The sequence below is a fragment of the Nocardiopsis protaetiae genome, assembly GCF_045446735.1.
Classification (GTDB): domain Bacteria; phylum Actinomycetota; class Actinomycetes; order Streptosporangiales; family Streptosporangiaceae; genus Nocardiopsis; species Nocardiopsis protaetiae.
Genome location: NZ_JBJJBV010000005.1, coordinates 22,761 through 45,215, shown reverse-complemented (window position 1 = coordinate 45,215; position 22,455 = coordinate 22,761). Strand labels below are relative to the sequence as shown.

The following is a 22,455-nucleotide window of genomic DNA, read 5'->3' as shown; positions in this document are numbered from 1 at the left end:
GCCGTGTTCCCGGGGATGCGCCGGGGTTCTCCCGGAGACACCCCCGGGAATCCGCGACATATCTTGAGTTCGCCCGACTCGCGACATATCGTGAAGACATCGGAGCGAGCGAAGGGGTGCACACGATGGCACGATGGACCATCGACAGGCCGACGACCCAGACCCTCGACGGCATCGTGGCCTTGCGGGTACGGATCCTCGGCGGCCAGGTCAACATTCTTCCCACCGACGACCCGGTCACCTTCGAGGTGACCGACATCGTCGGCGAGCCCCTCCTGGCCGTCCAGGAAGCGGGCATCCTCACCATCCACTACGAGGACCTCACCGGGTCCGGGCTGCTGGAGCGGCTGCGCCCGGTCCAGCTGGGCGGCTACAAGCAGGTGCAGCGGCGCAGCGCCACCGTCAACCTGCGCGTCCCCCGGGACTGCCCGGTCGACGTCACCACCATGAGCGCGCCGATCGTGGTCGCGGGCGTGGGGTCGCGCACCAAGCTCAAGACCGCCTCGGGCGAGGTCACCCTGGACGGGGCGACCGGCGAGACCGACATCGGCACCGTCTCCGGCAACGCCTCCCTGCGGGACGTGTCCGGGGGCCTGGCCTTCAACAGCGTCAGCGGGCAGCTGGCCGTGGCGGGCGGGCGCGTCTCCTCCCTGCGGGCCAAGACCGTCTCCGGCTCCGTGCTGGCCGACACCGACGTGGCCCCGGCCGCCCGGGTCCGGATCAACACCGTCTCCGGCGAGGTCGCCCTGCGGGTGCCCGCGGACACCTCCGCCTCGGTGGAGATCCGCAACGCGAGCTCGTCGGTGGACTCCGACTTCGGCCTGGACCGGAGCGGCGGACGCGCCCGCACCGTCCTGAGCGGGCGCATCGGCAGCGGGGTGGACCCGGCGACCATCACCATCAACTCCGCGTCCAACCGGACCGCGCTGCTGCGGCGCGCGCCCGAGACTCCGGCCGCGATCCCCGAGGGGGCATGAATGAGCACTTTCTTCGGCCACGGCAGACTCCGGCTCTACCTGCTCAAGCTGCTGGACGAGAGCCCCAGGCACGGATACGAGATCATCAGCCTGCTCCGGGACCGGTTCCTGGGCGTGTACTCCCCCTCCCCCGGCACCATCTACCCGCGGCTGGCCCGCCTGGAGGAGGAGGGCCTGGTCACCCACACCGAGGAGGGCGGCCGCAAGGTCTACAGCCTCACCGACAAGGGGCGTGAGGAGCTGCGGGCGCGCGAGAACGACCTGGACGACCTGGAGCGGGAGATCACCGACTCGGTGCGCGACATCGCCCGGGCGGTCAAGCAGGACGTGCGGGAGACCATCAGCTCGCTGCGCGAGGAGCTGAAGTTCGCCGCGGGCGGCGCCCGCCGCCCCGCCGAGGAGGCCCCGAAACAGGAGGGCCCAGGGCAGGAAGCGCCGAAGCAGGAGGAGCCCGCCGCCGAGGAGGCTCCCGGGACCGAGGACCACCACGCCTCCCGGGAACGGGACCGCGAGAAGGCCGACCACTCCTGCGACGACGGCCAGCGCTGGTCGCGCGAGTGGGAGAGGTTCACCCAGGGGTTCGGCGCCTTCGGCGCGGTCTGGGGCAAGGGCGGCTCCGGCCGCGCCCCGGACCTGGACCACGCCCTGCGCGACTTCAGCGAGCGGGTCCGCGACGTGGCCAGGGAGGCGGGCACGGTCGGCGAGGCCGCCCTGCACGACCTGCGCCGCATCCTCGACGACACCGTCGAGGTGATCCGCCGGGACGCGCGCACCTGGGGCCCGCCCGCGAAGGACTCCGCGAAGCCGGATGCCGAGGGGGCCGGCAAGGCCGAGGGCCCCGAGGCCCCCGCCGCCGACGAGCCCGAGGCCCCGAAGCCGGAAGAGGCGCCCAAGGCGGAGGAGCCCGAGGCTGAGAAGCCCGAGGAGCCCAAGGCCGCGCGGCCCATGCCGCCCGCCGCCGGCGGCGACCCCTGGAGCCAGGTGGTCGACGACCCGGGCACCGACACCGACAAGTAGCCGTACACAAAGGGCAAGGGCCCGGAAAGGCGCCGCGGGGGCGCGCCTTCCGGGCCCTCGCCCTGTGCGGTCAGCGGCGGGCGACGCCGTCCTGGCGGGCCTGGGCGGCGACGGCGGCCGAGACCGCCGCGCCCACCCGCTCGTCGAAGGGACTCGGGATGATGTAGTCCGCCGACAGGTCGTCACCGACGAGTCCGGCCAGCGCGGTGGCGGCGGCCAGCTTCATGTTCTCGGTGATGTCGGTGGCCCGGGCCTCGAAGGCGCCCTTGAAGACGCCCGGGAAGGCCAGGACGTTGTTGATCTGGTTGGGGAAGTCGCTGCGCCCGGTGGCGACCACCGCGGCGTACTTGCGGGCGACGTCCGGGTGGATCTCCGGGTTGGGGTTGGCCATCGCGAACACGATCGCGTCCCGGGCCATGGTCGCGACGACGTTCTCGGGGACCTCGCCCGCGGACAGGCCGATGAACACGTCGGCCCCGGCCAGGGCGCTCTCGATGGAGCCGCGCAGGCCGGCCCTGTTGCTGATCGCGGCCAGCTCCTGCTTGACCGGGGTCAGGCCCTCGCGGCCGTCGTAGATCATGCCCTTGGAGTCGGCCACGGCGATGTCGCCGATGCCGCCGTCGATGAGCATCTTGGTGACGGCGACCCCGGCCGCGCCCGCGCCCGAGACCACCGCGCGCAGGTCGCCCAGGGTGCGCCCGGTCAGGCGGGCGGCGTTGTGCAGGGCGGCGACGGTGACGATCGCGGTGCCGTGCTGGTCGTCGTGGAAGACGGGGATGTCCAGCCGCTCGCGCAGCCGCTTCTCGATCTCGAAGCAGCGGGGCGCGGAGATGTCCTCCAGGTTGATGCCGCCGAAGGACGGGGCCATGCGCACGACGGTCTCGACGATCTCGTCGACGTCGGTGCAGGCCAGTGCGATGGGGACGGAGTCGACGCCGGCGAACTGCTTGAACAGCAGCGACTTGCCCTCCATGACGGGCAGGGAGGCCTCGGGGCCGATGTCGCCCAGGCCCAGGACCGCGGTGCCGTCGGTGACGACGGCGACCAGGTTGCTGCGCCAGGTGTAGTCCTCCACCAGTTCGGGGGAGTCGGCGATACCGTTGCAGACGCGTGCGACGCCCGGGGTGTAGGCCAGGGAGAGGCCCTCCTGGTCGTGCACGTCGACGGTGGAGACGACCTGGAGCTTGCCGCCGCGGTGCAGAGCGAAGGCGGGATCGTCGTCCAGGTTCGGATTCCGGGTACGCGAAGAAGAATCGCTGGTCATCGAAAACCCTTCAAGGTCTTACTTCCGCCGCCGTCGGCCATGACGTGGCGTGTGGTGTCGTGTCGGTGCGTACCGCGCGCGAAGCCGGTGTGCCGTGCTAGGGGAGCCCTCTCCAGCGCCGGTCGGCCATGACCGGTGGTGTCGCCGGAGAGGTCGTGCTTCGCCTGACTCTTATGCGAGTTCTGCGCGTACGCCTCACTACGGGGATGACCCGTTACGCAATCCTCTCACAACGGTGACCGCAGGAAAATCGCAGGGTCGGCACGATAGGACGTCACCGACGTATCCAGATTTGCCACATATCGCACCGTATGTCGCTTTGGTTCGGGTGGAGGGGCCGCGAACCCGACTCCGACCAGGCACTTCGTGCTCCAGAAGGAGACTCACGATGGCCCTGCACAAGCCCCTGTCCGCGCCTCTCTCCGCCGGCGCACTCGCACTGGCCGGTGTCCTCGCCCTGAGCGCCTGCGGTGGTTCCGACCCGGCGGGCGAAGAGGGCGCGACGCCCGAGAAGCCCGCGGTGGAGGTCGACGAGGAGCTGGCCGCCCTGGTCCCCGCCGACATCGCCGAGGCCGGCACCGTGCGGATCGGCGTGGAGGCGTCCTACCCGCCCGGCGAGTACCTGGACCCCGACGGCGAGACCGTCCTGGGCTTCAACGTCGACCTGCTGGAGGCCGCCCTGGGCAAGCTCGGCCTGGAGGCCGACTGGGAGCCCACCAGCTTCGACTCCATCATCATCGGCGTCGACACCGGCACCTACGACCTGGGCTCCTCCTCCTTCACCGTCACGGCGGAGCGCATGGAGCAGATCAACATGGTCTCCTACTTCTCCTCCGGCACCCAGTGGTTCGCCCAGGCGGGCAACCCGCAGAACGTCGACCCCGACAACGCCTGCGGCATGCGCGTCGCGGTGCAGTCCGACACCACCCACGACGAGGACATCGAGGCCCGCAGCCAGGCCTGCGTGGACGCCGGCGAGGACCCCATCACCATCCAGAAGTTCGAGAACCAGCCGCTGGCCACCGAGACCGTGGTGTCCGGCGTCAACGACGCCTCCCTGGCCGACATGCCCACCTCGGCCTACGCCCTGGAGCAGACCGGCGAGGGCGTCCTGGAGTTCATCGGCGAGCAGTACGACGCCGCGCCCTACGGCATCCTCACCCACAAGGAGCAGACCGACCTGGCCGACGCCATCGCCGCCGCGTTCAACGCCATCATCGAGGACGGCACCTACGAGCAGGTCCTGGCCGAGTGGGGCGTCGAGGCCGGCGGCCTGGAGTCCGCCGAGGTGAACCCCGCCGCGGAGTAGGGGGAGCACCCCCAAGGGAAGACCTCCCCCCGTACGCCATCGAACGAAAGTCCGACCCGTGTCCTCACCGAGCGCACCGGTGGGCGGCCCGGAGCCGAGCAAGACCCCGGCTCCGGGCCGACCGGCCGAACCCATCACCGCCGTCCCCGTCCGCTATCCCGAACGGTGGGTCGCCGCCGGAGTCGTCCTGCTCCTGGCATCGATGTTCGTGCACATGCTCTTCACGAACGACGCCTTCAACTGGCCGTTCATGATGGAGCACATGTTCTCGCCCCCCGTGGTGCGAGGCGTGTGGATCACGATCAGCGCCACCGTGCTGTCGATGATCATCGGCATCGTCCTGGGCATCCTGCTGGCCGTGATGCGGCTGTCCGGGAACCCGGTGCTGAGCGCCGTCTCCTGGATCTACACCTGGTTCTTCCGGGGTGTGCCGCGCCTGGTCCTGGCCGTGCTCTTCGGCAACCTGGCGATCCTCTACCAGACCATCGAGCTGGGCCTGCCGTACGACAACTACTGGATGGCCTGGCTGGGCCTGGAGGGCGACGCCCGCTTCTTCGCGATCGACACCCGCACCCTGCTGAGCGGCTACGTCGCCGGCCTGATGGCGCTGTCGCTCTCCGAGGGCGCCTACATGGCCGAGATCATCCGGGCGGGCCTGCAGTCGGTCGACAAGGGGCAGACCGAGGCCGCCCAGGCCCTGGGCATGAGCCGGTCCAAGGTCCTGCGGCGCATCACCCTGCCGCAGGCGATGCGGGTGGTCATCCCGCCCACCGGCAACGAGACCATCGCGATGCTCAAGGACACCGCGCTGCTGGCGTACGTCCCGGTGACGATCGAGCTGTTCTACCAGCTCCAGGCCATCGGCGCCCGGACCTACCAGATCTTCCCGATGCTGGTGACGGCGTGCCTGTGGTACCTGGCCATCACCAGTGTCCTGATGGTCGGCCAGTACTTCATCGAACGCCGCTTCAACCCCGGCCAGTACGGCGGCATCCGCAACCGCATCGTCGGAGGGGCGCACTGATGAGCGAGCAGACCGAGTCGGTCATCGAGACCCCCGAAGGCGCGGAGCTCCCCGCCGACGCCCTCGTGGTCGCCGAGAACGTCCACAAGAGCTTCGGCCGCCTGGAGGTGCTCAAGGGCATCGACCTCCAGGTCAAGCGGGGCGAGGTCATGTGCATCGTCGGCCCCTCGGGGTCGGGCAAGTCGACCTTCCTGCGGTGCGTCAACCACCTGGAGAAGCTCACCGCCGGACGCCTGTGGGTCAACGGCGAGCTGATGGGGTACCGGCAGAGGCGCGGCAGGCTCCACGAGCTGCGCGAGACCGAGGTCGCCGCCCAGCGCAGCGACATCGGCATGGTGTTCCAGCGCTTCAACCTGTTCCCGCACCTGAGCGTGCTGGGCAACATCATCGAGGCGCCGACGCAGGTCAAGCGCGTGCCCAGGGCCCAGGCCACGGCCAAGGCCAGGGACCTGCTGGAGCGCGTGGGCCTGCCGGACAAGGCCGACGCCTACCCCGACCAGCTCTCCGGCGGCCAGCAGCAGCGCGTGGCGATCGCCCGCGCGCTGGCGATGGAGCCGTCGCTGATGCTGTTCGACGAGCCCACCAGCGCCCTGGACCCGGAGCTGGTCGGCGAGGTCCTGGACGTGATGCGGGACCTGGCCCGGCAGGGCATGACGATGATGGTCGTCACGCACGAGATGGGGTTCGCCCGCGAGGTCGGCGACTCCCTGGTGTTCATGGACGACGGCGTGGTCGTGGAGGCTGGCGACCCGGCCGAGGTGCTGGGCAACCCGCAGCACGATCGCACCCGCGCCTTCCTCTCCAAGGTGCTCTGAGAGGCGCCTCGGACCACCGCCCTCCGGACGGCCCGCTCCCCGCACGGGGGGCGGGCCACCCGCTTTTCAGGAGAAACGCGCCGCCACCCCTTGACCCGGGGCCGCGGGGGACACAGAGTCGGGGTGATGAGCACAGCGGGCGAGGACATGAACGTACGGCGGTCGTGGACGGGTCGCGCGGAGCCCTGGGAGGGCCCCGCGCTGCGGCGCACCCGGGAGATCCTGTGCGCCGGGGCGCGCGAGCGCACCCTGGAGATCGGCGTGGGCACCGGCGCCAACCTGCGCTACTACCCGCCCCAGGTGCGGCTGACCGCGATCGACCCGGACTCGGCGGCGCTGGCCGCAGCCCGCAAGCGCGCCGAGGAGCTGGGGCTGGTCGCCCGCTTCGCCGAGGGCGACGCCCGGTCGCTGGACTTCCCCGACGAGAGCTTCGAGACCGTGGTGTGCACGATGGCCCTGAGCGCCATCGACGGCCAGGAGCAGGCGCTGCGGGAGATGTACCGGGTGCTGGTCCCGGGCGGGCGGCTGCTGGCCGCGGAGCGGATCGGCCACACCCGCTTCCCCGCCCGCCTGTGGGAGCGCCGCCGCGAGAACCCCAGACGGGCGCCGCGCGAGGTGGCCGCCGAGGCGGGTTTCCGGGTCGGCCACCACGACCGGCTGTTCTTCGGGACGGTCGAACGCATGGTCGCCCACCGGCCCTGACGCACACCGGTGTGCACGTAGGCTGGAAGAGGACCTGTCTCCTTCCACGACCGAGGTGATCCGATGATCCGTCCCGCCGTGCCCGACGACGTCCCGGAGATCGTCGCGATGATCCGGGAGCTGGCCGAGTACGAGAAGGAGCCGGACGCGGCGGTCGCCACCGAGGACGACCTGCGCGCGGCGCTCTTCGGCCCCGAGCCCAAGGTGTTCTCGCACATCGCCGAGGCACCGGGGCCGGACGGGGTCCCCGTCACCGTCGGCTTCTCGGTGTGGTTCCTCAACTACTCCACCTGGACCGGCAGGCACGGCATCTACCTGGAGGACCTCTACGTGCGCCAGGACGCGCGCGGCGGCGGGCACGGCCTGGCCCTGCTGCGCACCCTGGCGCGGATCTGCGTGGAGCGGGACTACACCCGGCTGGAGTGGTCCGTGCTCGACTGGAACGAACCCTCCATCCGCTTCTACGAGGCCCTCGGGTCGCGCCCCATGAGCGAGTGGACGGTCCGCCGCCTGGACGGCGAGGCCCTGACCGCTCTGGGCTCCCAGGGCCCCTGATCACGACCGTTCGTCTCGCGTTGGAATCGATCGCGCGGACACGATCCTTTCTCCCTGCGTCAGTGGCAGGGTGAAACGAGATACATTGCATTCAAGCGGCAACCTCGCCCCCCGAAGGAGGGACGTGACCGAAGAAACCGCTGTGCCCATGGCCGACGCCACCGGTGTACGCGACGCTGTCACCGTCAACATGCCCGCGGACAGCGCATATCTGTCCGTCCTGCGCACGGCGACGGCGGGCCTGGCCGCCCGGCTCGACTTCACCCTCGACGAGATCGAGGACCTGAGGATCGGTGTCGACGAGGCCTGCGCGATGCTCCTCTCCCAGGCGCTGCCCGGCACGGAACTGACCACCGAGTTCGAGCTCGCCGCGGACGGGATGCGCATCTCCGTCTCGGTGATCACCGCCGACGGCCGGCTTCCCGCACGCGACACCTTCGCCTGGACGGTGCTGTCCGCCCTGGCCGGAGAGGTCGACGCCGAGGTCGGACCCGATGATCGTGTCTCCATCGTCCTGTACAAACGCCGTGGCACCTTGGAGCCGGCGTGAGCGAAAGGGGGCCCGCTCTGACCGCGAAGACCGAGCACGCGGTGCCCGACCGGGCGCGCGCGAGAGCGCTGTTCGAACGCCTCAACGAACTCGACGCCGACTCCGAGGAGCGGCGCAGGATCCGTGACGAGCTCGTGGAGCTCCACCTGCCACTGGTGGAGTACCTGGCCCGCCGGTTCCGCAACAGAGGGGAATGGCTGGACGACCTCACCCAGGTCGCCACGATCGGGCTGATCAAGTCGATCGACCGCTTCGACCTGGAGCGGGGGGTGGAGTTCTCCACCTACGCCACGCCGACCATCGTCGGTGAGATCAAGCGTCACTTCCGGGACAAGGGGTGGGCCGTCCGGGTCCCCCGGCGCCTCCAGGAGCTGAAGCTCTCACTGACCAAGGCGGTCAGCGACCTGTCGCAGCGCGAGGGGCGCTCGCCGACGGTCGCCGAGCTGGCGGTGCACCTACAGATGACCGAGGAGGAGGTGCTGGAGGGCCTGGAGTCCGCCAACGCCTACTCGACGGTGTCTCTGGACGCCCCGGACAGCGGCGACGAGGACGCGCCCGCGGTGGCCGACTCGCTGGGGATCGTGGACGAATCCCTGGAGGGTGTGGAGTACCGGGAGTCGCTCAAGCCCCTCCTGGAGCAGCTGCCGCCCCGGGAGAAGCGGATCCTGCTGCTGCGGTTCTTCGGCAACATGACCCAGTCGCAGATCGCCCAGGAACTCGGCATCTCGCAGATGCACGTGTCGCGCCTGCTGGCGCGCACACTGGCCCAGCTGCGGCAGGCCCTGACCACCGACGACTGACACGCGCCGACGGCCGCGGCTCACCGATCCTTCTTCTCTCCCCACTCACCGGGGAACAGGGCCGCGGTCGTCGGAGGCGAGAGCACCGCCGCCGAGGCCGCCACCGCCACGGCCACCAGCACGCCGCCGATCAGGTACTGGCCGCTGGTGAACATGTAGTACGCCACCACGCCGAGGAACACCTGCGTGATGAAGACCGGCGTGCGCGCCCAGTCCTTGAGCCGCCACAGGCCCTGGGCGACGAAGATCAGCAGCGCCGCCACGCCCAGCCCGATGACGGTGAGCGGCAGCGCGCTGTCGAGTTCACCGGTGCGGCCGGTGACCGCGGTGAACATGCTGTAGATCCCGCCGATGCCGGCGGCCGCCCCGATCAGCGCCTCCAGCGCTGCGGCGACGACGACGGTGAACGGGCGGGAAGTTACCTCGGAAGACACCCCTTGAGGTTATCCCCGCCCCCGCGCGCGTGTTCTCCGGGGCGGCCGCGCCCGGTACGCCCCGGGCTCCGCACCGCCGGGAGCGCTCCGCATGCCCCTAGACTGGCCGTGTGCGCGCCCTTTTCATCGTGAACCCCCAGGCGACCACGACCACGTCGCGGACCCGCGAGGTGATCCTGGGCGCCCTGGCGTCGGAGCTGGACGTCACCGTCGCCGAGACCGAGTACCGCGACCACGCGGTCGAGCTGGCCCGCAAGGCGGCCGCCGACGGGTACGACCTGGTGGTGAGCCTGGGCGGCGACGGCACCGTCAACGAGGTCGTCAACGGCCTGCTGGCCACGCCGCCGGAGCTGAGGCGGCCGCGCTACGCGGTCATCCCCGGCGGCAGCGCCAACGTCTTCATCCGCGCCCTGGGGGTGTCCGGCGACCCCGTGGAGGCCACCGGGACGATCCTGGAGGCGCTGCGGGCGGGCCGCGAGCGCGAGATCAACCTGGGCCGGATCACCAGCGACCGGGACGACCGCTACTTCACCTTCTGCGCCGGGTTCGGCTGGGACGCGGACGTGGTCCAGCGAGTGGAGCACGAGCGCGCGAACGGGCGCAAGGCGACCCCGGCGCTGTACGCGGAGGTCGCGGTCAAGCTGTTCTTCGGCGGCGATATCCGCGATCCCTCACTGGGTGTGCAGACCCGCGGCGGCGGGGTGAACGACGTGTATTTCGCTCTCGTCACCAACACCACGCCGTGGACTTACGCGGGTGCGCTGCCGCTCCAGCCCACGCCCTCCTCCCGTTTCGAGCTGGGGCTGGACGCTTTCGCGCTCACCCAGGCGGGGCACCCCCTCACGGGGTGGATCCTTTCGCAGATGTTCTTCCCCAAAGGGCTCCCCGCGCGGGGCGACGGCTACCTGACCTGGCACGATCAGGACTCCCTGCGGATCACTTCGTCCCATCCGCGGGCGTTCCAAATCGACGGGGAGTACCTGGGGGAGCGGGAAGAGGTCAACTTCCATTCCGTACCGAAGGCATTACGAATCGTCTGTTAATTGTGGGCGCTGTCGCCATTCAACGGCACTGTGACGCATGCGACATGCCATACGGGACCTTTGACCCCGAGAGCTCTTGCACGCCGGGAGCGGGCCTGCCACGCTCAAGATATCGCCGCGAGTTACGGGCGAGTTAATTTGGGCGTTTCCCATGTGGCCGCGGGATGAACCCGTGGCCGGACACCACCGGTGGGACCCATCCATCGGGCGCCCGCCGTGCAGTGTTCGTGAAAATCTTCACAAACCCCCGGACCTCGACATGAGGAGTGGACCGCATGGACTGGCGCCATGACGCAGCCTGCCGTGACGAAGACCCCGAACTCTTCTTCCCCATCGGCAATTTCGGCCCGGCCCTGATGCAGATCGAAGAGGCCAAGGCCGTGTGCCAGCGCTGTCCCGTCAGCTCCGCCTGCCTGAACTGGGCACTGGAGAGCGGCCAGGACGGCGGTGTCTGGGGAGGCACCAGCGAGGACGAGCGCCGCCTGATCAAGAAGCGGCGGGGCATCCCCCACCGTTCGATGGTACGCAGCTGACCCGGCGCACCCGCACCGCCCCCGGTCAACGACCGGAAGCGCCTTCTGAGGGTCCCCGCCCGGCGCAGCGGGGACGCCCTCACACCTTCGGCTCCCGCCCGCTAGGGCAGTGACGCCTCCTCCCGATCCAGCGGCAGGGTGATCGCCACCTCGGTCCCGCCGCTCTCCTTGGGCTTGATGGCCAGGGTCCCCCCGAGCTCGCCCACGATGAGGGTCCGTACGATCTGCAACCCCAGGCTCGTGGTGCCCTCCAGGTCGAAGTCCTCCGGCAGCCCCCCGCCGTCGTCGGACACGGCCAGCTCCAGACTCCCCGCCCCCGGATACGACGGGCCGGCCTCGAACCGGCGCACCCGCACCTCGATCGACCCCGGCCCCTGGCCCAGGCCGTGCTCCACGGCGTTCTGCACCAGCTCCGCCAGCACCATCGACAGCGGGGTCGCCACCAGCGCGTTGAGCGAGCCGAACCCGCCCACCCGGCGCGGCACCACCGTGTTGCCCGACGACGTGGAGGAGACCTCCGCCGCCATCTGGATGACCCGGTCGGCGATGTCGTCGAAGTCCACGACCTCGTCGGGGGTGTGCGACAGCATCTCGTGGACGATCGCGATGGAGCCGACCCGGCCCACCGCCTCGTCCAGCGCCGCCCGCGCCTCGGGCACGTCCAGCCGCCGCGCCTGGAGCCGCAGCAGCGCCGCCACCGTCTGGAGGTTGTTCTTGACCCGGTGGTGGATCTCCCGGATGGTGGCGTCCTTGGTCATCAGCTCGCGCTCGCGGCGGCGCAGGTCGGTGACGTCGCGGACCATCACCAGGGCGCCGATGCGCACCTTGTCGATGATGAGCGGGATCGCGCGCAGCTGCACGGTGACCCCGCGCGCGTCCACCTCCGCCTCCTGCGGCGCCCGGCCGCCCGCCGTGTAGGTGAGGTTCTCGTCGCGCGCCTCCCCCGGCGCCGCCAGCTCCAGCGTGACGCGGTCCAGGCGGGCGCCCACCAGGTCGGCGGTGAGCCCCAGCCGCCGGTAGGCGGACAGGGCGTTGGGGCTGGCGTAGACGACCTCGCCGTTCTGGTCCAGGCGCAGCAGGCCGTCGCCGACGCGGGGCGAGCGCACCATGAGCGGGCCCTGGTCGATGAACGGGAACACGCCCTCGGCGATCATCTGCGCCAGGTCGCCGGCGCTCTGGAGGTAGGTGAGCTCCAGGCGGCTGGGCGTGCGGGCGGAGCTGAGGTTGGTGCTGCGCTGGATGACCGCGATGAGGTTGCCCTCCCGGCGCACCGGAATGGTCTCCTCGCGCACCGGGACCCCGCCCGACCAGTCCGGGTCGCCGTCGCGGCAGATCCGGCCCTCCTGCCAGGCGCGGTCGATGAGCGCCCGCCGGCCCACGACCCGGGGCGCGGTACGCGATGTGACGTCCGTCATATCGTCGTAGAGAACGGTCTCGACCAGATCGTCCTGGAACGCGGTGGGACCGGTGGTGGGGCGCATCTGGGCGATGGCCACCCAGCCCTCGTCGTCGCGCAACCGCACCCACAGCACCAGGTCTGCGAAGGAGAGGTCGGCCAGCAGCTGCCAATCGGAGACGAGGGAGTGGATCCACTCCAGGTCGGCCTGCTTGAGGGACGTGTGTCGCCTGATGAGATCACTGAGGTGAGGCACTCACAAATCATCCCATGAAGGAGTGCATACTCAAGAGGTACGCGCTCGACCAGTGGTCCACACCAATTCGGGCGCGGTCGAACGCGGAGGAGAGTGATGACCGGTCAGGGCACGCTGGACGGCAACCCCCGGGTGCCGAAGTACTACCAGGTGAAAAAGCAGCTCCTGGAGCTGATCGAGGCGATGCCGGCGGGCAACCCGGTGCCCCCGGAGCGGGCCCTGGCCACCCAGTTCGGGACCTCGCGCACCACGGTGCGCCAGGCGCTCACCGAGATGGTCGTGGAGGGGCGGCTGCTGCGCATCCAGGGCAAGGGCACGTTCGTGGCCAAGCCCAAGGTCGCCCAGGTGCTCCAGCTCACCAGCTACACCCAGGAGATGCGCTCGCACGGCCTGCACCCGGCCACCCGCATCCTCGACGTGAGCTACATCAACGCCGACGACCAGCTCGCCGAGCTGCTGGCGATCCGCTCCGGCGGGCGGGTGCTGCGCATCGAGCGGCTGCGGCTGGCCAACGGCGAGCCGATGGCCGTGGAGACCGCCCATCTGGCCGCCCGTCGCTTCCCGGGCCTGCGCCGCCAGCTGGACCGCTACGCCTCGCTGTACGAGGCGCTGGCGAGCGCCTACGACGTCTCGCTGGCCGAGGCGGAGGCGTCCATCGAGACCGTGCTGGCGACCCCGAACGAGGCCCGGCTGCTCGGTGTGGACGTGGGGCTGCCGCTGGTGCTGCACTGCCAGCACAGCTTCGACCGGGACGGGCACCCGGTGGAGTGGGTGCGCTCGCTGTACCGCGGCGACCGCTACAAGTTCGTCACCCGCCTGCGTCCCCCCACGGACTAGCGGCCGCCGGCGGGCGACCGCTCCCTCCGACCGGCGGCGGCCCGGCCGTCCCCCCTGACGGACCACTCCCCCGAACGCCCTCTCCGCGGACGAACGCGCCGTGCGGGCCCCGGGACCGCGCCCGGGGCCCGCACCGGCCCTCACACCCCCGCGGCTACTCGCGGCCCAGGACGGTGGCCAGGGCGTCCACCACCCGCGGGTCGTACTCGGTGCCCGCGTCCATGCGCAGCCGGTCCAGCACGGCCTGGCGGCGCTCGGCGTCGCCGTTCTCGCCCACCAGGTCGTCGAAGGCGTTGGCCACCTTGATGATCCGGCTGCCCAGCGGCGGCACGCCCTCGTCGCCGTCGCCGTTGACCGGCTCGCACTGGCGGCGCACCATCTCGGCGACCGGATCCAGCACCCCGGTCTCCCGGATGATCCCCGCGCCCAGTTCGGCGATGCGCCGCTGTTCGCGGGGCGAGGCCAGCACGGTCGCCCCGCCCGCGATGGGCTCGCGCAGCGACAGCTGGCCGATGTCGTGCATCAGCGCCGCGTACTCCAGCTCCAGCAGGTCGGCCTCGGCCAGGCCCAGTTCGCAGGCGATCAGGTGGGAGAGGTGGCTGACCCGGCGCGAGTGCCCGTTCTCCACGTACCCGCCCACCTCGGTGACCCGGGACAGCGCGCGGACCGTCTCCAGGTAGGTGCGGCGTACCTCGGCGTGCCTGCGGAACGCCACCTGCGCCACCAGCAGCGGGGCGCTGAACACCAGCAGCCCGGCCAGGCCGGTGACCGTGCAGGACAGCGCGATGAGCACACCGCTGGAGCCGATGGCCATGCCCGAGGCGAACTGGGCGCGCATCTCGTCGGCGGCCGCCACCCGCAGCCGGGTGTGCAGCCGCTCGGCGCGCAGCACCGCGGCCAGCAGGGCGTCGACGGTCCACACGGTGAGCACCAGGGTGAACATGAGCAGGCTCGCCGTCACCGACGGCCCCGACAGCTCCAGCTGTTCGGCGAGGGGGCGGAACGCGATGGCCAGCAGCCCGGCGGAGAGCACCCGGCGGGCGACGTCCTCCACCCGGGGGGCGCGGCCCACCGCGATGTGCGGCAGCTCGCCCAGTGCCACGCCGCAGGCGACCACCGCCACCACCTGCCAGGGAGAGTGGGCCAGGGGCCCCTCCCCCAGGCTCAGCAGGAAGGCGTACCCGACCGCCCCGGAGGAGGCGATCGGCGCGACCTCGCGGTGGCCGGGCAGGGTGATCCGCACCAGCTCGCCGACCGCGATGACCAGGCAGAAGCACAGGGCCACGTAGGGTTCGACGAACCCGGTGGCCGACGTCCACACCAGCGAGGCCAGCGAGACCGCGCCCACCACCGCCACCAGCACGGCGCGCACCGGGCGCGGGGTCCGCCAGATCGGCCCGGTCCGGCGCTGGTGGCTGAGTGCGCCGCCCTCGGGGCCCATCGGCCGCCGCGGGGACGGCTCTTCCGTCTGCCGCTGTGTCATCACCGGTCCCGACCGCCCGTCGCGGGCCCCGTGGACAGCGCCGTCGTCGGGGCGGCGGTGTCGGCGGCCGCCGGCACCGCCTCCTCGGCGGCGGGCGCGGCCGGGGTTTCGGACGGCACGGTGGACGGCACGGTGGGCGCCCCGGTGGACGACCCGGTGTCCGCGGCCGTCTCGGCGGTCGCCGCCCCACCCTCCGGGGAGGCCGCGGCCTCCGCGGCGGCCGAGCCGTAGCAGCCGCCCGGCGCCTCGGCGATGTCGGGCGTCTCCCAGCCCTCGCGCTCCACGGCGCGGACCAGGGCCTCAACCATGCGCGGGTCGAACTGGGTGCCCGCGCAGGCGCGCAGTTCGACGATCGCGTCCTCCACCGACCACGCCTTGCGGTAGGAGCGGGTGGAGGTGAGGCAGTCGAAGACGTCGGCGACACTGATGATGCGGGCGGACTCGGGGATCTCCATCCCCACCAGCCCCATCGGGTAGCCGCGGCCGTCGAGGCGCTCGTGGTGGTGCCGGATCCCGGCCAGGGCCTCGTCCAGGAAGCCGATCTCCCGGACGATCTCGTAGCCCCGGGTGGGGTGCAGCTTGATGGCGGCGTACTCCTCGTCGGTGAGCTTGCCGGTCTTCTGCAGCACCTTGGTGGGCACCCCGAGCTTGCCGATGTCGTGCAGCATCCCCGCGTAGCGGATCTTCTGCACCCGCTCGGCCGACATGCCCAGTTCGCGGGCGATCATGGCCGAGCCCTCGGCGACGCGCATGCAGTGGCCGCGCGTGTAGTAGTCCTTGGTCTCCACCGCCTGGCAGAGCGTGGCCAGGGTGGCCTCGTGCGCCCGGGCCTCGTCGGCCTGCTGGGCGAAGGCCCAGCGGGCGATGAACAGCGGCAGCAGGACCAGGAGCGGGGCGACGATCCCCACGCCGCCCCAGACGGCCGCGATGGCCAGGCCGAGCATCTGGTAGCCCATCGAGGACAGCTCGACCGCCACCAGCGGCCGCCAGTTGAACCTGCCGCGCCCGCGCGGGCGGGCCTGGCCGAGCGTCCAGAACAGGATCGCGACCAGCAGCGAGTTGAGGACGGAGTGGGTCAGGACCGCGGCGACGTAGGGGAGGACCACGGCCGGGAAGTCCTCCCGGCCGAGTTCTCCGACCACGCCGCCGCACAGCAGATAGACATGTCCGGCCGCGTACGCCGCCAGTGCGAACTGTGCCCCGTTGAAGGCCCGCTTGACCACGGCCTGCCTGCGGACCGCGAGGCAGGAGGCGAAACCGACCACCGCCGCCCCGACCGGGCCGACCAGGACGACCGCCGCCAGCGAGACCGCCGAACTCGGCGACATCCCTGCCCTGCCGCCCGATCCGACACTCGTACTGATCGACTCGGCGACCACGAACAGCAGTGCCACGAGGATCAGCGTCGCCGGATCCATGCCCGTATAGGGCCCGATGAGCAGGATGGTGACAGCACTGACAACGATGATCCCGACGTAGACACGCGCGCCCCCGGGAAGAGCCCGCACCCTCGTTCACCCCCCACCAGCGACGACCGGACTGTCATGGTTTCACCGGTTCTGTTCTACCACCAGGACCATCCGGTGAAGGAGGAAGCGGCCAGGATCGCCGCGACAGCGGTGTGAAGCAGAGCCATGAACATCGTCGTCCCCTCTCCCCTGAGCGGCATGCCTTGTTTTCCCCGGGCACGCCGCGTAAATTACCCCATTCGTTGGATATGGCGTCCAGTTTAACGGGCCTCGAAGGCACCCGGATTCCCCACAACCCGAACCATCGGCACTGCGGGCTCCGAAGGGGATGCGAAGTTCCGGAGTATGGAATTACTAATTCAATTAGCAATCCCGAATGACTACTCTGAGTGACCGACTTCTTCGGGGATGTGACCACGGAAGTCCGACGCCGGAGCCGCCCTGCCTGGAAGCCCACCGTGAAGGCCATCAGGGCCGACTACACAAAGTGACTGCACATGGGCGCTCCCAGCCCCCGCAGGAAAAATCATTCCGAGTCGATCACGGCCCGCGGCGGACGAAGGGGGTCGGGCGTGTCGCAGGAGTGGACGAAGGCGTCACCCGGAAAGTCCGATGACCAAAAACCCCCACTCCATAGGGGAATCCACGGAGCCATTCCCAAGAAATACCGCAAATCCCCACCAAGGCCTCAGCATATGACAAGAACCCAGAAAACCCTACAAGACGACGAAAAAGGCGGAAGCTGGAATTCCAGCTTCCGCCTCGGGACGTTCCGGCCTTCCCAAAAAAGAACCGGGTCCGTGTGGGGACCGCGTCCGTGCGTCAGACGGGCGTTCCGGGCCCCGCCGCCTCGCGGGCCGCCTGCTCGCCGCGGGCCCGCGCGAGCCGGCCCAGCACCTTGTCCCGCAGGTCCAGCGGCACCGGGTCGCACCCGCAGTGCTTGGCGACGAGCTTCTTCACCGCCTCGTCCAGCCCGTACTCCTCCAGGCAGGGACCGCACCCGTCCAGGTGCTGCCTGATCTGCTCGCAGTTGTTCTCTTCGAGCTCGCCGTCGATGTACGTGTAGAGCTTGTCGAGCACCTCACTGCACGGGGTGTCCCCGTCACGACCCTGGCCGCTCATTGCCGATCTCCTCGATCCGACCCGTCCTGACCCCGCCCGCCCGCGGACGATCCAGAGGCGGCGGCGCCGGCCGTGGCGCGCACCGCGGGGAGGAAACCGCGGTCGACCGCGTACTCCTCCAAGAGGGACCGGAGCTGGCGACGCCCCCGGTGCAACCGGGACATGACCGTTCCGATCGGCGTCCCCATGATCTCGGCCACCTCCTTGTAGGCGAAGCCCTCGACGTCGGCGAGGTAGACCGCGATCCGGAAGTCCTCGGGCAGCTCCTGGAGCGCCCGCTTGACGTCACTGTCGGGGAGGTGCTCCAGCGCCTCGGCCTCGGCGGACTTCAGACCCGCCGCCGTGTGCGAGGCGGCCTGCGCCAGCTGCCAGTCCTCGACGTCCTCGGTACCGGCCTGCTTCGGCTCGCGCTGCTTCTTGCGGTAGGAGTTGATGAAGGTGTTGGTGAGGATGCGGTACAGCCACGCCTTGAGGTTCGTCCCCTCCTTGAACTGGTGGAACGAACCGAACGCCTTGGCGAAGGTCTCCTGGACGAGATCCTCCGCGTCGGCGGGGTTGCGGGTCATGCGCAGCGCCGCGGAGTAGAGCTGGTCGAGGAAGGGAAGCACATCCCTCTCGAAGCGCTCTTCCCGCTCCTCCGCTGTCTCCTGGCCCTGATCCAAGCCCGTCGGCCTCCTCGCACTGGTCCCGGCTGGGAAATCCGTACCTCCAAGATACGGTTCCCCGGCACGGAGCCGTGCATCGGCACCACGTGGCGCGGTCAACGCCTCCTCGCGTTCGAGGCACGCACCGGCGATCGGCATGGTCTGGCGGTCCTCCTCGGGAAAATCCCTGGTGGCGGTGGGACCGGGGCCCTCCCCGGTCACGGTGTTCGGTCACAACAACGGCCGCCCCCCGCTGATTCCGGACCGGCCGTGGGCCGAAGGTCCCTTCTCCGTCGGAACTTCACCGATCGGACGCGTCATAGGAGGTGAGGCATGGCAGAGTGCGGGTAAGACCTTTGAAGGATGGGAGAGGAGTGCACGTGCGACCGTCCTCGACTCCGGCCTCCGACCGCCCCCGGTCACCGGCGGCCCAGTTCGCCACCCCCGACCGGCTCTCCGACTACTGGCGGTTCTACTGGGCCGTCGCCGAGGCGCAGATCGCCCGCTGGCTCCCGGAGGCCCCCTCCCGGCTGCTGGACCTGTCCAGCCCGGACTACCAGGGCACGCCGCGCGCCGTCGCCGCGGGCCACGACGTGGTCACCCTGCTGCCCTCCACGGACTCGGCGGTGCACCGTCCGCTGCGGCTGGTCAACAGGCGCGCCGAGGTGCCCCGGCCGGCCCGGCGCGGGCGGCTGCGCCAGATCGTGGGGGACGCGGCGTTCCTGCGCTTCCTGACCGCCGAGAGCTTCGACGGGGTGATCGCCGACAACCGGGTGCTGTCCCGGCAGCTGGCCACCGAGGAGTCGGTGGCCGAGATCGCCCGGGTGCTGCGGCCCGGCGGCCGGGTCCTGCTGTGCGTCGACTCGGTGGTGCTGGGCATGGCGCTGCTCGCCGAGCAGGACTGCTGGCCCGAGCTGAGCCACGCGCCCAGCGCCGACGTGCTGCTGGTGCCCTGGCCGGACGGGTCCATCACCCGGTGCTTCACCGCCGAGCAGCTCACCGACACCCTCACCGGGGCGGGGCTGGAGCTGGAGTGGATCAAACCCCGCACGGTGCTGTCGGCGTCCACGGTGGAGATGATGCTCGCCCGCGACCCGCGTTCGATGCACCGGCTGGTCGAGATGGAGCTGCGCGCCACCGAGTCCGACGACTACGTCGGCGTCCACCTCGTCGCCGCGGCCCGCAAACCCGCCTAGCGTCCCGCACGCGCCCCTTACCCCGAGGGGGATGGGGCACCCGCACGCGGCCGGTCTAGCGTGGAGGGGAGAGGGGTGTGAGGCGATGGGTTCGCTGCGGGGCTTCCAGGTGCTGTTCGGGGTGCTCGCGCTGGTCGTGGTGGGGACCGGGGCGATGGACGTGGTGTTCGGCACCGCCACGCTGCCCGGGGACACGGCGGTGGGCAGGGAGGTCGACAACAACTACCGGTTCTTCGCCGGGGTGTGGCTGGGGCTGGGGATCACCATGTTCGTGATCCTGCCGCGGGTGAACGAGCACGCCGCGCTGGTGTACGCGATCAGCGGTGCGGTGTTCCTGGGCGGTCTGGCCCGGGTGGTCTCGGTCTTCGCCGCGGGGGTCCCGGCGCCGTTCATGTTCGGGCTGCTCGCGCTGGAGATGGTGGCGCCGCCGGTGCTGGTGCTCTGGCACCGGCGGCTGCCCCGGGCACAGGTCAGATGGTGAAGAGGACGGCGGCCAGGGCCATCTGGGCGGCCAGGAGGAAGGCCGGGAGGACAGCCAGGAGGAGGGCCGGGCCGGCGCCGACGCCGGTGGTGAAGCTGTAGGCGAGGTCGCGGCGGTTCGCCCAGCGGACTGCGAGGAAGGGCCACAGGGTCAGCCACACCGCCAGCGGGTACAGCAGGACGTTGTCCAGGACCGGTGCCATCGGGAAGAAGTGCACGCCGACCACCAGGCAGATCCACGGCGCGAAGTACTCGCGGCGGCCCATCGCCAGCAGCACCAGCACGCCGAGCAGGGCCACGCCGAACTCGACGCCGAGGATGATCAGGTACAGGGTCATCTCCGAGCCCTCGTCCAGCACCGACCCCGAGTCCCAGTACAGCCAGGACAGCACTCCCCCGGCGACCGCCAGGATCATGCCCACCGCCGATCCGGCGCCCAGCCACCACTTGGCCCGCCCCGCGGGGGGCCGTTCCTGGGCCCACCCGAACCAGGCGGCGGCGAAGAAACCGAGGATCGCCGTGGTCATGGTGGCGTCGCGGAAGAGGATGTCCATGGGGCCTCACTGTTCGGGGGGTGTCTGCCCGGCCAGCCTTCCACAGCGCGGGCCCGGCCCGCCACGGCCAATCCTCAGAGGAACAGTCTCCCGTGGCGGGGCGGGCCCTAGAGGCTAGGAGCGTTCGGCGAGGGGGAGGTACACCCGCCCGCCCTGCTCCCCGAACTCGGCGGACTTGGCCGCCATCCCCCGCTGGATGGCCTCGACCGTGTCCAGCCCGTTCTCCGCGGCGTAGCGGCGCACGTCCTGCGTGATCTTCATCGAGCAGAACTTGGGCCCGCACATGGAGCAGAAGTGCGCGGTCTTGGCGGGTTCGGCGGGCAGCGTCTCGTCGTGGTACGCCGTCGCCGTCTCCGGGTCCAGGGACAGGTGGAACTGGTCCTTCCACCGGAACTCGAACCGGGCCCTGGACAGCTCGTCGTCCCACTCCTGCGCCCGCGGGTGCCCCTTGGCCAGGTCGGCGGCGTGGGCGGCCAGCTTGTAGGTGATGACGCCGGTCTTGACGTCGTCGCGGTCCGGCAGCCCCAGGTGCTCCTTGGGGGTGACGTAGCAGAGCATCGCGGTGCCGTGCCACCCGATCTGGGCGGCGCCGATCGCCGAGGTGATGTGGTCGTAGCCCGGGGCGATGTCGGTGGCCAGGGGGCCGAGCGTGTAGAACGGCGCCTCGCCGCACAGCTCCTCCTCCAGGCGCACGTTCTCCGCGATCTTGTGCATGGGCACGTGCCCGGGCCCCTCGATCATCACCTGCACGTCGTGGGCGCGGGCGATGTGGGTGAGCTCGCCCAGGGTGCGCAGCTCCGCGAACTGGGCCTCGTCGTTGGCGTCGGCGATGGAGCCGGGCCGCAGCCCGTCGCCGAGCGAGAACGTGACGTCGTACTCCCGGAGGATCTCGCACAGCTCCTCGAAGTGGGTGTACAGGAAGCTCTCCCGGTGGTGGGCCAGGCACCAGGCGGCCATGATGGAGCCGCCGCGCGAGACGATGCCGGTGACCCGGCGGGCGGTGAGCGGCACGTACCGCAGCAGCACGCCCGCGTGCACGGTCATGTAGTCCACGCCCTGCTCGCACTGTTCGATCACCGTGTCGCGGTAGATCTCCCAGGACAGCTCGGCGGGGTCCCCGTTGACCTTCTCCAGCGCCTGGTAGATGGGGACGGTGCCGACGGGGACGGGCGAGTTGCGCAGGATGCGCTCGCGGGTCTCGTGGATGCGCTTGCCGGTGGACAGGTCCATGATCGTGTCGGCCCCCCAGCGGGTGGCCCACACCATCTTCTCGACCTCCTCCTCCACGGAGGAGGTGACGGCCGAGTTGCCGATGTTGGCGTTGATCTTGACCAGGAAGTTCTTGCCGATGATCATCGGCTCGGACTCGGGGTGGCGGCGGTTGGCGGGGATGACCGCCCGGCCCACGGCCACCTCGGCGCGGACGAACTCGGGGTCCAGGCCCTCGCGTTCGGCGACGAACCTCATCTCGGGGGTGACGGTCCCGGCCTTGGCGTGGGCGAGCTGGGTGTCGGCCCCGTTCACGGGGGTGCGGGAGCGGATCCACTCCTCGCGCAGGGCGGGCAGCCCGGCGCGGACGTCGATGTGCGCGGTGTCGTCGGTGTAGGGGCCGGAGGTGTCGTACAGGTCGAAGTGGCCGCCGTCGGTGAGTCCCACCCGGCGCCCGGGGATGCGGAGGGTGAAGCCCTCTGGGGTCTCGATGTCCCGGTAGACCTTGGATGATCCCATGATGGGACCGGTGGTCACCCGGTGCTCCCCGGTGGTGGGACCGGTGTCACGGCTCTGCGAAGCCGTCATGGCATGCCTCCCTACGTCGGAATTACCCGAACAGGTTCTGCGGTCGGCGACACCGTTGAGTCGCCCTCTCAGCCCGCCATGGCGCGAGCTCCCGCGTTGCGTTATGTGGTTGTCGGGGCACGGTCGTGCCCGGGCGCGCCCGCGATGGGCGGGCGGCCTCGGACACTGTACACAGAGGCACCCCGGTCCCGTCCAGGG

The 22,455-nt window shown here is 70.8% G+C and carries 23 protein-coding genes; 14 read left to right on the top strand and 9 right to left on the bottom strand.

The features are described from left to right. The first annotated feature begins 125 nt into the window (after positions 1-125). Together ACJOT3_RS01580 and ACJOT3_RS01575 are read left to right on the top strand one after the other, a co-directional pair. A complete protein-coding gene (locus ACJOT3_RS01580; RefSeq protein WP_406967938.1) occupies positions 126-977 on the top strand; it encodes a DUF4097 family beta strand repeat-containing protein in 852 nt (283 codons plus the stop codon). Next, on the top strand, positions 978-1,994 hold the full coding sequence (locus tag ACJOT3_RS01575; RefSeq protein ID WP_406967936.1) for a PadR family transcriptional regulator: 1,017 nt from the start codon (positions 978-980) through the stop codon (positions 1,992-1,994). It begins immediately after the preceding gene. Between the two features lie 70 nt (positions 1,995-2,064). On the opposite strand, the gene ACJOT3_RS01570 is transcribed toward ACJOT3_RS01575, so the two are convergent. After that, positions 2,065-3,258: an NAD(P)-dependent malic enzyme gene (locus ACJOT3_RS01570; RefSeq protein ID WP_406967934.1), complete on the bottom strand. Its 1,194-nt coding sequence runs from the start codon at positions 3,256-3,258 to the stop codon at positions 2,065-2,067. 388 nt (positions 3,259-3,646) lie between these two features. Here ACJOT3_RS01570 and ACJOT3_RS01565 point away from each other — a divergent pair, with 388 nt between their 5' ends. From ACJOT3_RS01565 to ACJOT3_RS01535, 7 genes are all read left to right on the top strand, one after another. Further along, positions 3,647-4,567, top strand: a complete 921-nt coding sequence (locus ACJOT3_RS01565) for an ABC transporter substrate-binding protein (RefSeq protein WP_406967932.1) — start codon at positions 3,647-3,649, stop codon at positions 4,565-4,567. Positions 4,568-4,625: 58 nt separating this feature from the next. Further along, positions 4,626-5,591: an amino acid ABC transporter permease gene (locus tag ACJOT3_RS01560; RefSeq protein ID WP_406967930.1), complete on the top strand. Its 966-nt coding sequence runs from the start codon at positions 4,626-4,628 to the stop codon at positions 5,589-5,591. After that, complete coding sequence (locus ACJOT3_RS01555; protein ID WP_406967928.1) at positions 5,591-6,406, top strand: amino acid ABC transporter ATP-binding protein; 816 nt, start codon at positions 5,591-5,593, stop codon at positions 6,404-6,406. The genes ACJOT3_RS01560 and ACJOT3_RS01555 overlap by 1 nt, the downstream gene beginning before the upstream one ends. A gap of 126 nt (positions 6,407-6,532) precedes the next feature. After that, complete coding sequence (locus tag ACJOT3_RS01550; protein WP_406967926.1) at positions 6,533-7,108, top strand: class I SAM-dependent methyltransferase; 576 nt, start codon at positions 6,533-6,535, stop codon at positions 7,106-7,108. A 63-nt stretch (positions 7,109-7,171) separates the two neighbouring features. Beyond that, positions 7,172-7,663 carry a GNAT family N-acetyltransferase gene (locus tag ACJOT3_RS01545; RefSeq protein WP_406967924.1) on the top strand — a complete coding sequence of 164 codons (492 nt, stop codon included), beginning with the start codon at positions 7,172-7,174 and terminating at the stop codon, positions 7,661-7,663. Between the two features lie 124 nt (positions 7,664-7,787). Then, positions 7,788-8,213 (top strand): ATP-binding protein, encoded by a 426-nt coding sequence (locus ACJOT3_RS01540; RefSeq protein WP_073378345.1) that lies wholly within the window; start codon positions 7,788-7,790, stop codon positions 8,211-8,213. 41 nt (positions 8,214-8,254) lie between these two features. Further along, positions 8,255-9,013 carry an RNA polymerase sigma factor SigF gene (locus ACJOT3_RS01535; protein ID WP_306366319.1) on the top strand — a complete coding sequence of 253 codons (759 nt, stop codon included), beginning with the start codon at positions 8,255-8,257 and terminating at the stop codon, positions 9,011-9,013. Between the two features lie 20 nt (positions 9,014-9,033). On the opposite strand, the gene ACJOT3_RS01530 is transcribed toward ACJOT3_RS01535, so the two are convergent. Next, positions 9,034-9,447 (bottom strand): hypothetical protein, encoded by a 414-nt coding sequence (locus ACJOT3_RS01530; RefSeq protein ID WP_406967922.1) that lies wholly within the window; start codon positions 9,445-9,447, stop codon positions 9,034-9,036. 110 nt (positions 9,448-9,557) lie between these two features. Here ACJOT3_RS01530 and ACJOT3_RS01525 point away from each other — a divergent pair, with 110 nt between their 5' ends. Both ACJOT3_RS01525 and ACJOT3_RS01520 read left to right on the top strand, forming a co-directional pair. After that, positions 9,558-10,490, top strand: coding sequence for a diacylglycerol/lipid kinase family protein (locus ACJOT3_RS01525; protein WP_406967920.1), 933 nt, complete (start codon positions 9,558-9,560; stop codon positions 10,488-10,490). Positions 10,491-10,765: 275 nt separating this feature from the next. Beyond that, positions 10,766-11,023, top strand: coding sequence for a WhiB family transcriptional regulator (locus ACJOT3_RS01520; protein ID WP_406967918.1), 258 nt, complete (start codon positions 10,766-10,768; stop codon positions 11,021-11,023). A gap of 101 nt (positions 11,024-11,124) precedes the next feature. On the opposite strand, the gene ACJOT3_RS01515 is transcribed toward ACJOT3_RS01520, so the two are convergent. Beyond that, positions 11,125-12,675: a sensor histidine kinase gene (locus ACJOT3_RS01515; protein WP_406967916.1), complete on the bottom strand. Its 1,551-nt coding sequence runs from the start codon at positions 12,673-12,675 to the stop codon at positions 11,125-11,127. A 96-nt stretch (positions 12,676-12,771) separates the two neighbouring features. On the opposite strand from ACJOT3_RS01515, the gene ACJOT3_RS01510 reads away from it, so the two are divergent. Continuing rightward, complete coding sequence (locus ACJOT3_RS01510) at positions 12,772-13,512, top strand: GntR family transcriptional regulator (protein ID WP_073378335.1); 741 nt, start codon at positions 12,772-12,774, stop codon at positions 13,510-13,512. Positions 13,513-13,666: 154 nt separating this feature from the next. Here ACJOT3_RS01510 and ACJOT3_RS01505 read toward each other — a convergent pair whose 3' ends face one another. The 4 genes from ACJOT3_RS01505 to ACJOT3_RS01490 all read right to left on the bottom strand — a co-directional run bounded on the left by ACJOT3_RS01505 (position 13,667) and on the right by ACJOT3_RS01490 (position 18,248). Beyond that, positions 13,667-14,995, bottom strand: coding sequence for an HD-GYP domain-containing protein (locus ACJOT3_RS01505; RefSeq protein ID WP_406967914.1), 1,329 nt, complete (start codon positions 14,993-14,995; stop codon positions 13,667-13,669). Further along, the gene (locus ACJOT3_RS01500; protein ID WP_406967960.1) at positions 14,995-16,437 is read right to left on the bottom strand and encodes an HD-GYP domain-containing protein; all 1,443 of its coding nucleotides are present in this window, start codon (positions 16,435-16,437) and stop codon (positions 14,995-14,997) included. The genes ACJOT3_RS01505 and ACJOT3_RS01500 overlap by 1 nt, the downstream gene beginning before the upstream one ends. Positions 16,438-17,286: 849 nt before the next feature. Beyond that, the gene (gene rsrA, locus ACJOT3_RS01495; RefSeq protein WP_406967912.1) at positions 17,287-17,586 is read right to left on the bottom strand and encodes a mycothiol system anti-sigma-R factor; all 300 of its coding nucleotides are present in this window, start codon (positions 17,584-17,586) and stop codon (positions 17,287-17,289) included. After that, on the bottom strand, positions 17,583-18,248 hold the full coding sequence (locus ACJOT3_RS01490; RefSeq protein ID WP_406967910.1) for a sigma-70 family RNA polymerase sigma factor: 666 nt from the start codon (positions 18,246-18,248) through the stop codon (positions 17,583-17,585). Before ACJOT3_RS01490 ends, rsrA begins: the two co-directional genes overlap by 4 nt. 356 nt (positions 18,249-18,604) lie before the next feature. Between ACJOT3_RS01490 and ACJOT3_RS01485 the strand changes: the two genes are divergently transcribed. Together ACJOT3_RS01485 and ACJOT3_RS01480 are read left to right on the top strand one after the other, a co-directional pair. After that, positions 18,605-19,426 carry a class I SAM-dependent methyltransferase gene (locus ACJOT3_RS01485; protein WP_406967908.1) on the top strand — a complete coding sequence of 274 codons (822 nt, stop codon included), beginning with the start codon at positions 18,605-18,607 and terminating at the stop codon, positions 19,424-19,426. An 85-nt stretch (positions 19,427-19,511) separates the two neighbouring features. Further along, entirely contained in the window at positions 19,512-19,907 is a 396-nt protein-coding gene (locus tag ACJOT3_RS01480; RefSeq protein ID WP_406967906.1) for a DUF4345 domain-containing protein, read from the top strand. Here ACJOT3_RS01480 and ACJOT3_RS01475 read toward each other — a convergent pair. Together ACJOT3_RS01475 and thiC are read right to left on the bottom strand one after the other, a co-directional pair. Then, positions 19,897-20,460, bottom strand: coding sequence for a hypothetical protein (locus tag ACJOT3_RS01475; RefSeq protein ID WP_406967904.1), 564 nt, complete (start codon positions 20,458-20,460; stop codon positions 19,897-19,899). The two genes, ACJOT3_RS01480 and ACJOT3_RS01475, sit on opposite strands and share 11 nt — an antisense overlap. Before the next feature lie 114 nt (positions 20,461-20,574). Beyond that, a complete protein-coding gene (gene thiC, locus ACJOT3_RS01470) occupies positions 20,575-22,257 on the bottom strand; it encodes a phosphomethylpyrimidine synthase ThiC (protein WP_406967902.1) in 1,683 nt (560 codons plus the stop codon). Positions 22,258-22,455 lie beyond the last annotated feature (198 nt).

What these genes read in the sequence shown, in the direction of transcription:
- ACJOT3_RS01580 (WP_406967938.1), top strand. Translation starts at nt 126, where the DNA reads ATGGCACGATGGACCATCGACAGGCCGACGACCCAGACCCTCGACGGC.
- ACJOT3_RS01575 (WP_406967936.1), top strand. Translation starts at nt 978, where the DNA reads ATGAGCACTTTCTTCGGCCACGGCAGACTCCGGCTCTACCTGCTCAAG.
- ACJOT3_RS01570 (WP_406967934.1), bottom strand. Translation starts at nt 3,258, where the DNA reads ATGACCAGCGATTCTTCTTCGCGTACCCGGAATCCGAACCTGGACGAC.
- ACJOT3_RS01565 (WP_406967932.1), top strand. Translation starts at nt 3,647, where the DNA reads ATGGCCCTGCACAAGCCCCTGTCCGCGCCTCTCTCCGCCGGCGCACTC.
- ACJOT3_RS01555 (WP_406967928.1), top strand. Translation starts at nt 5,591, where the DNA reads ATGAGCGAGCAGACCGAGTCGGTCATCGAGACCCCCGAAGGCGCGGAG.
- ACJOT3_RS01550 (WP_406967926.1), top strand. Translation starts at nt 6,533, where the DNA reads ATGAGCACAGCGGGCGAGGACATGAACGTACGGCGGTCGTGGACGGGT.
- ACJOT3_RS01545 (WP_406967924.1), top strand. Translation starts at nt 7,172, where the DNA reads ATGATCCGTCCCGCCGTGCCCGACGACGTCCCGGAGATCGTCGCGATG.
- ACJOT3_RS01520 (WP_406967918.1), top strand. Translation starts at nt 10,766, where the DNA reads ATGGACTGGCGCCATGACGCAGCCTGCCGTGACGAAGACCCCGAACTC.
- ACJOT3_RS01510 (WP_073378335.1), top strand. Translation starts at nt 12,772, where the DNA reads ATGACCGGTCAGGGCACGCTGGACGGCAACCCCCGGGTGCCGAAGTAC.
- ACJOT3_RS01505 (WP_406967914.1), bottom strand. Translation starts at nt 14,995, where the DNA reads ATGACACAGCGGCAGACGGAAGAGCCGTCCCCGCGGCGGCCGATGGGC.
- rsrA (WP_406967912.1), bottom strand. Translation starts at nt 17,586, where the DNA reads ATGAGCGGCCAGGGTCGTGACGGGGACACCCCGTGCAGTGAGGTGCTC.
- ACJOT3_RS01480 (WP_406967906.1), top strand. Translation starts at nt 19,512, where the DNA reads ATGGGTTCGCTGCGGGGCTTCCAGGTGCTGTTCGGGGTGCTCGCGCTG.
- ACJOT3_RS01475 (WP_406967904.1), bottom strand. Translation starts at nt 20,460, where the DNA reads ATGGACATCCTCTTCCGCGACGCCACCATGACCACGGCGATCCTCGGT.
- thiC (WP_406967902.1), bottom strand. Translation starts at nt 22,257, where the DNA reads ATGACGGCTTCGCAGAGCCGTGACACCGGTCCCACCACCGGGGAGCAC.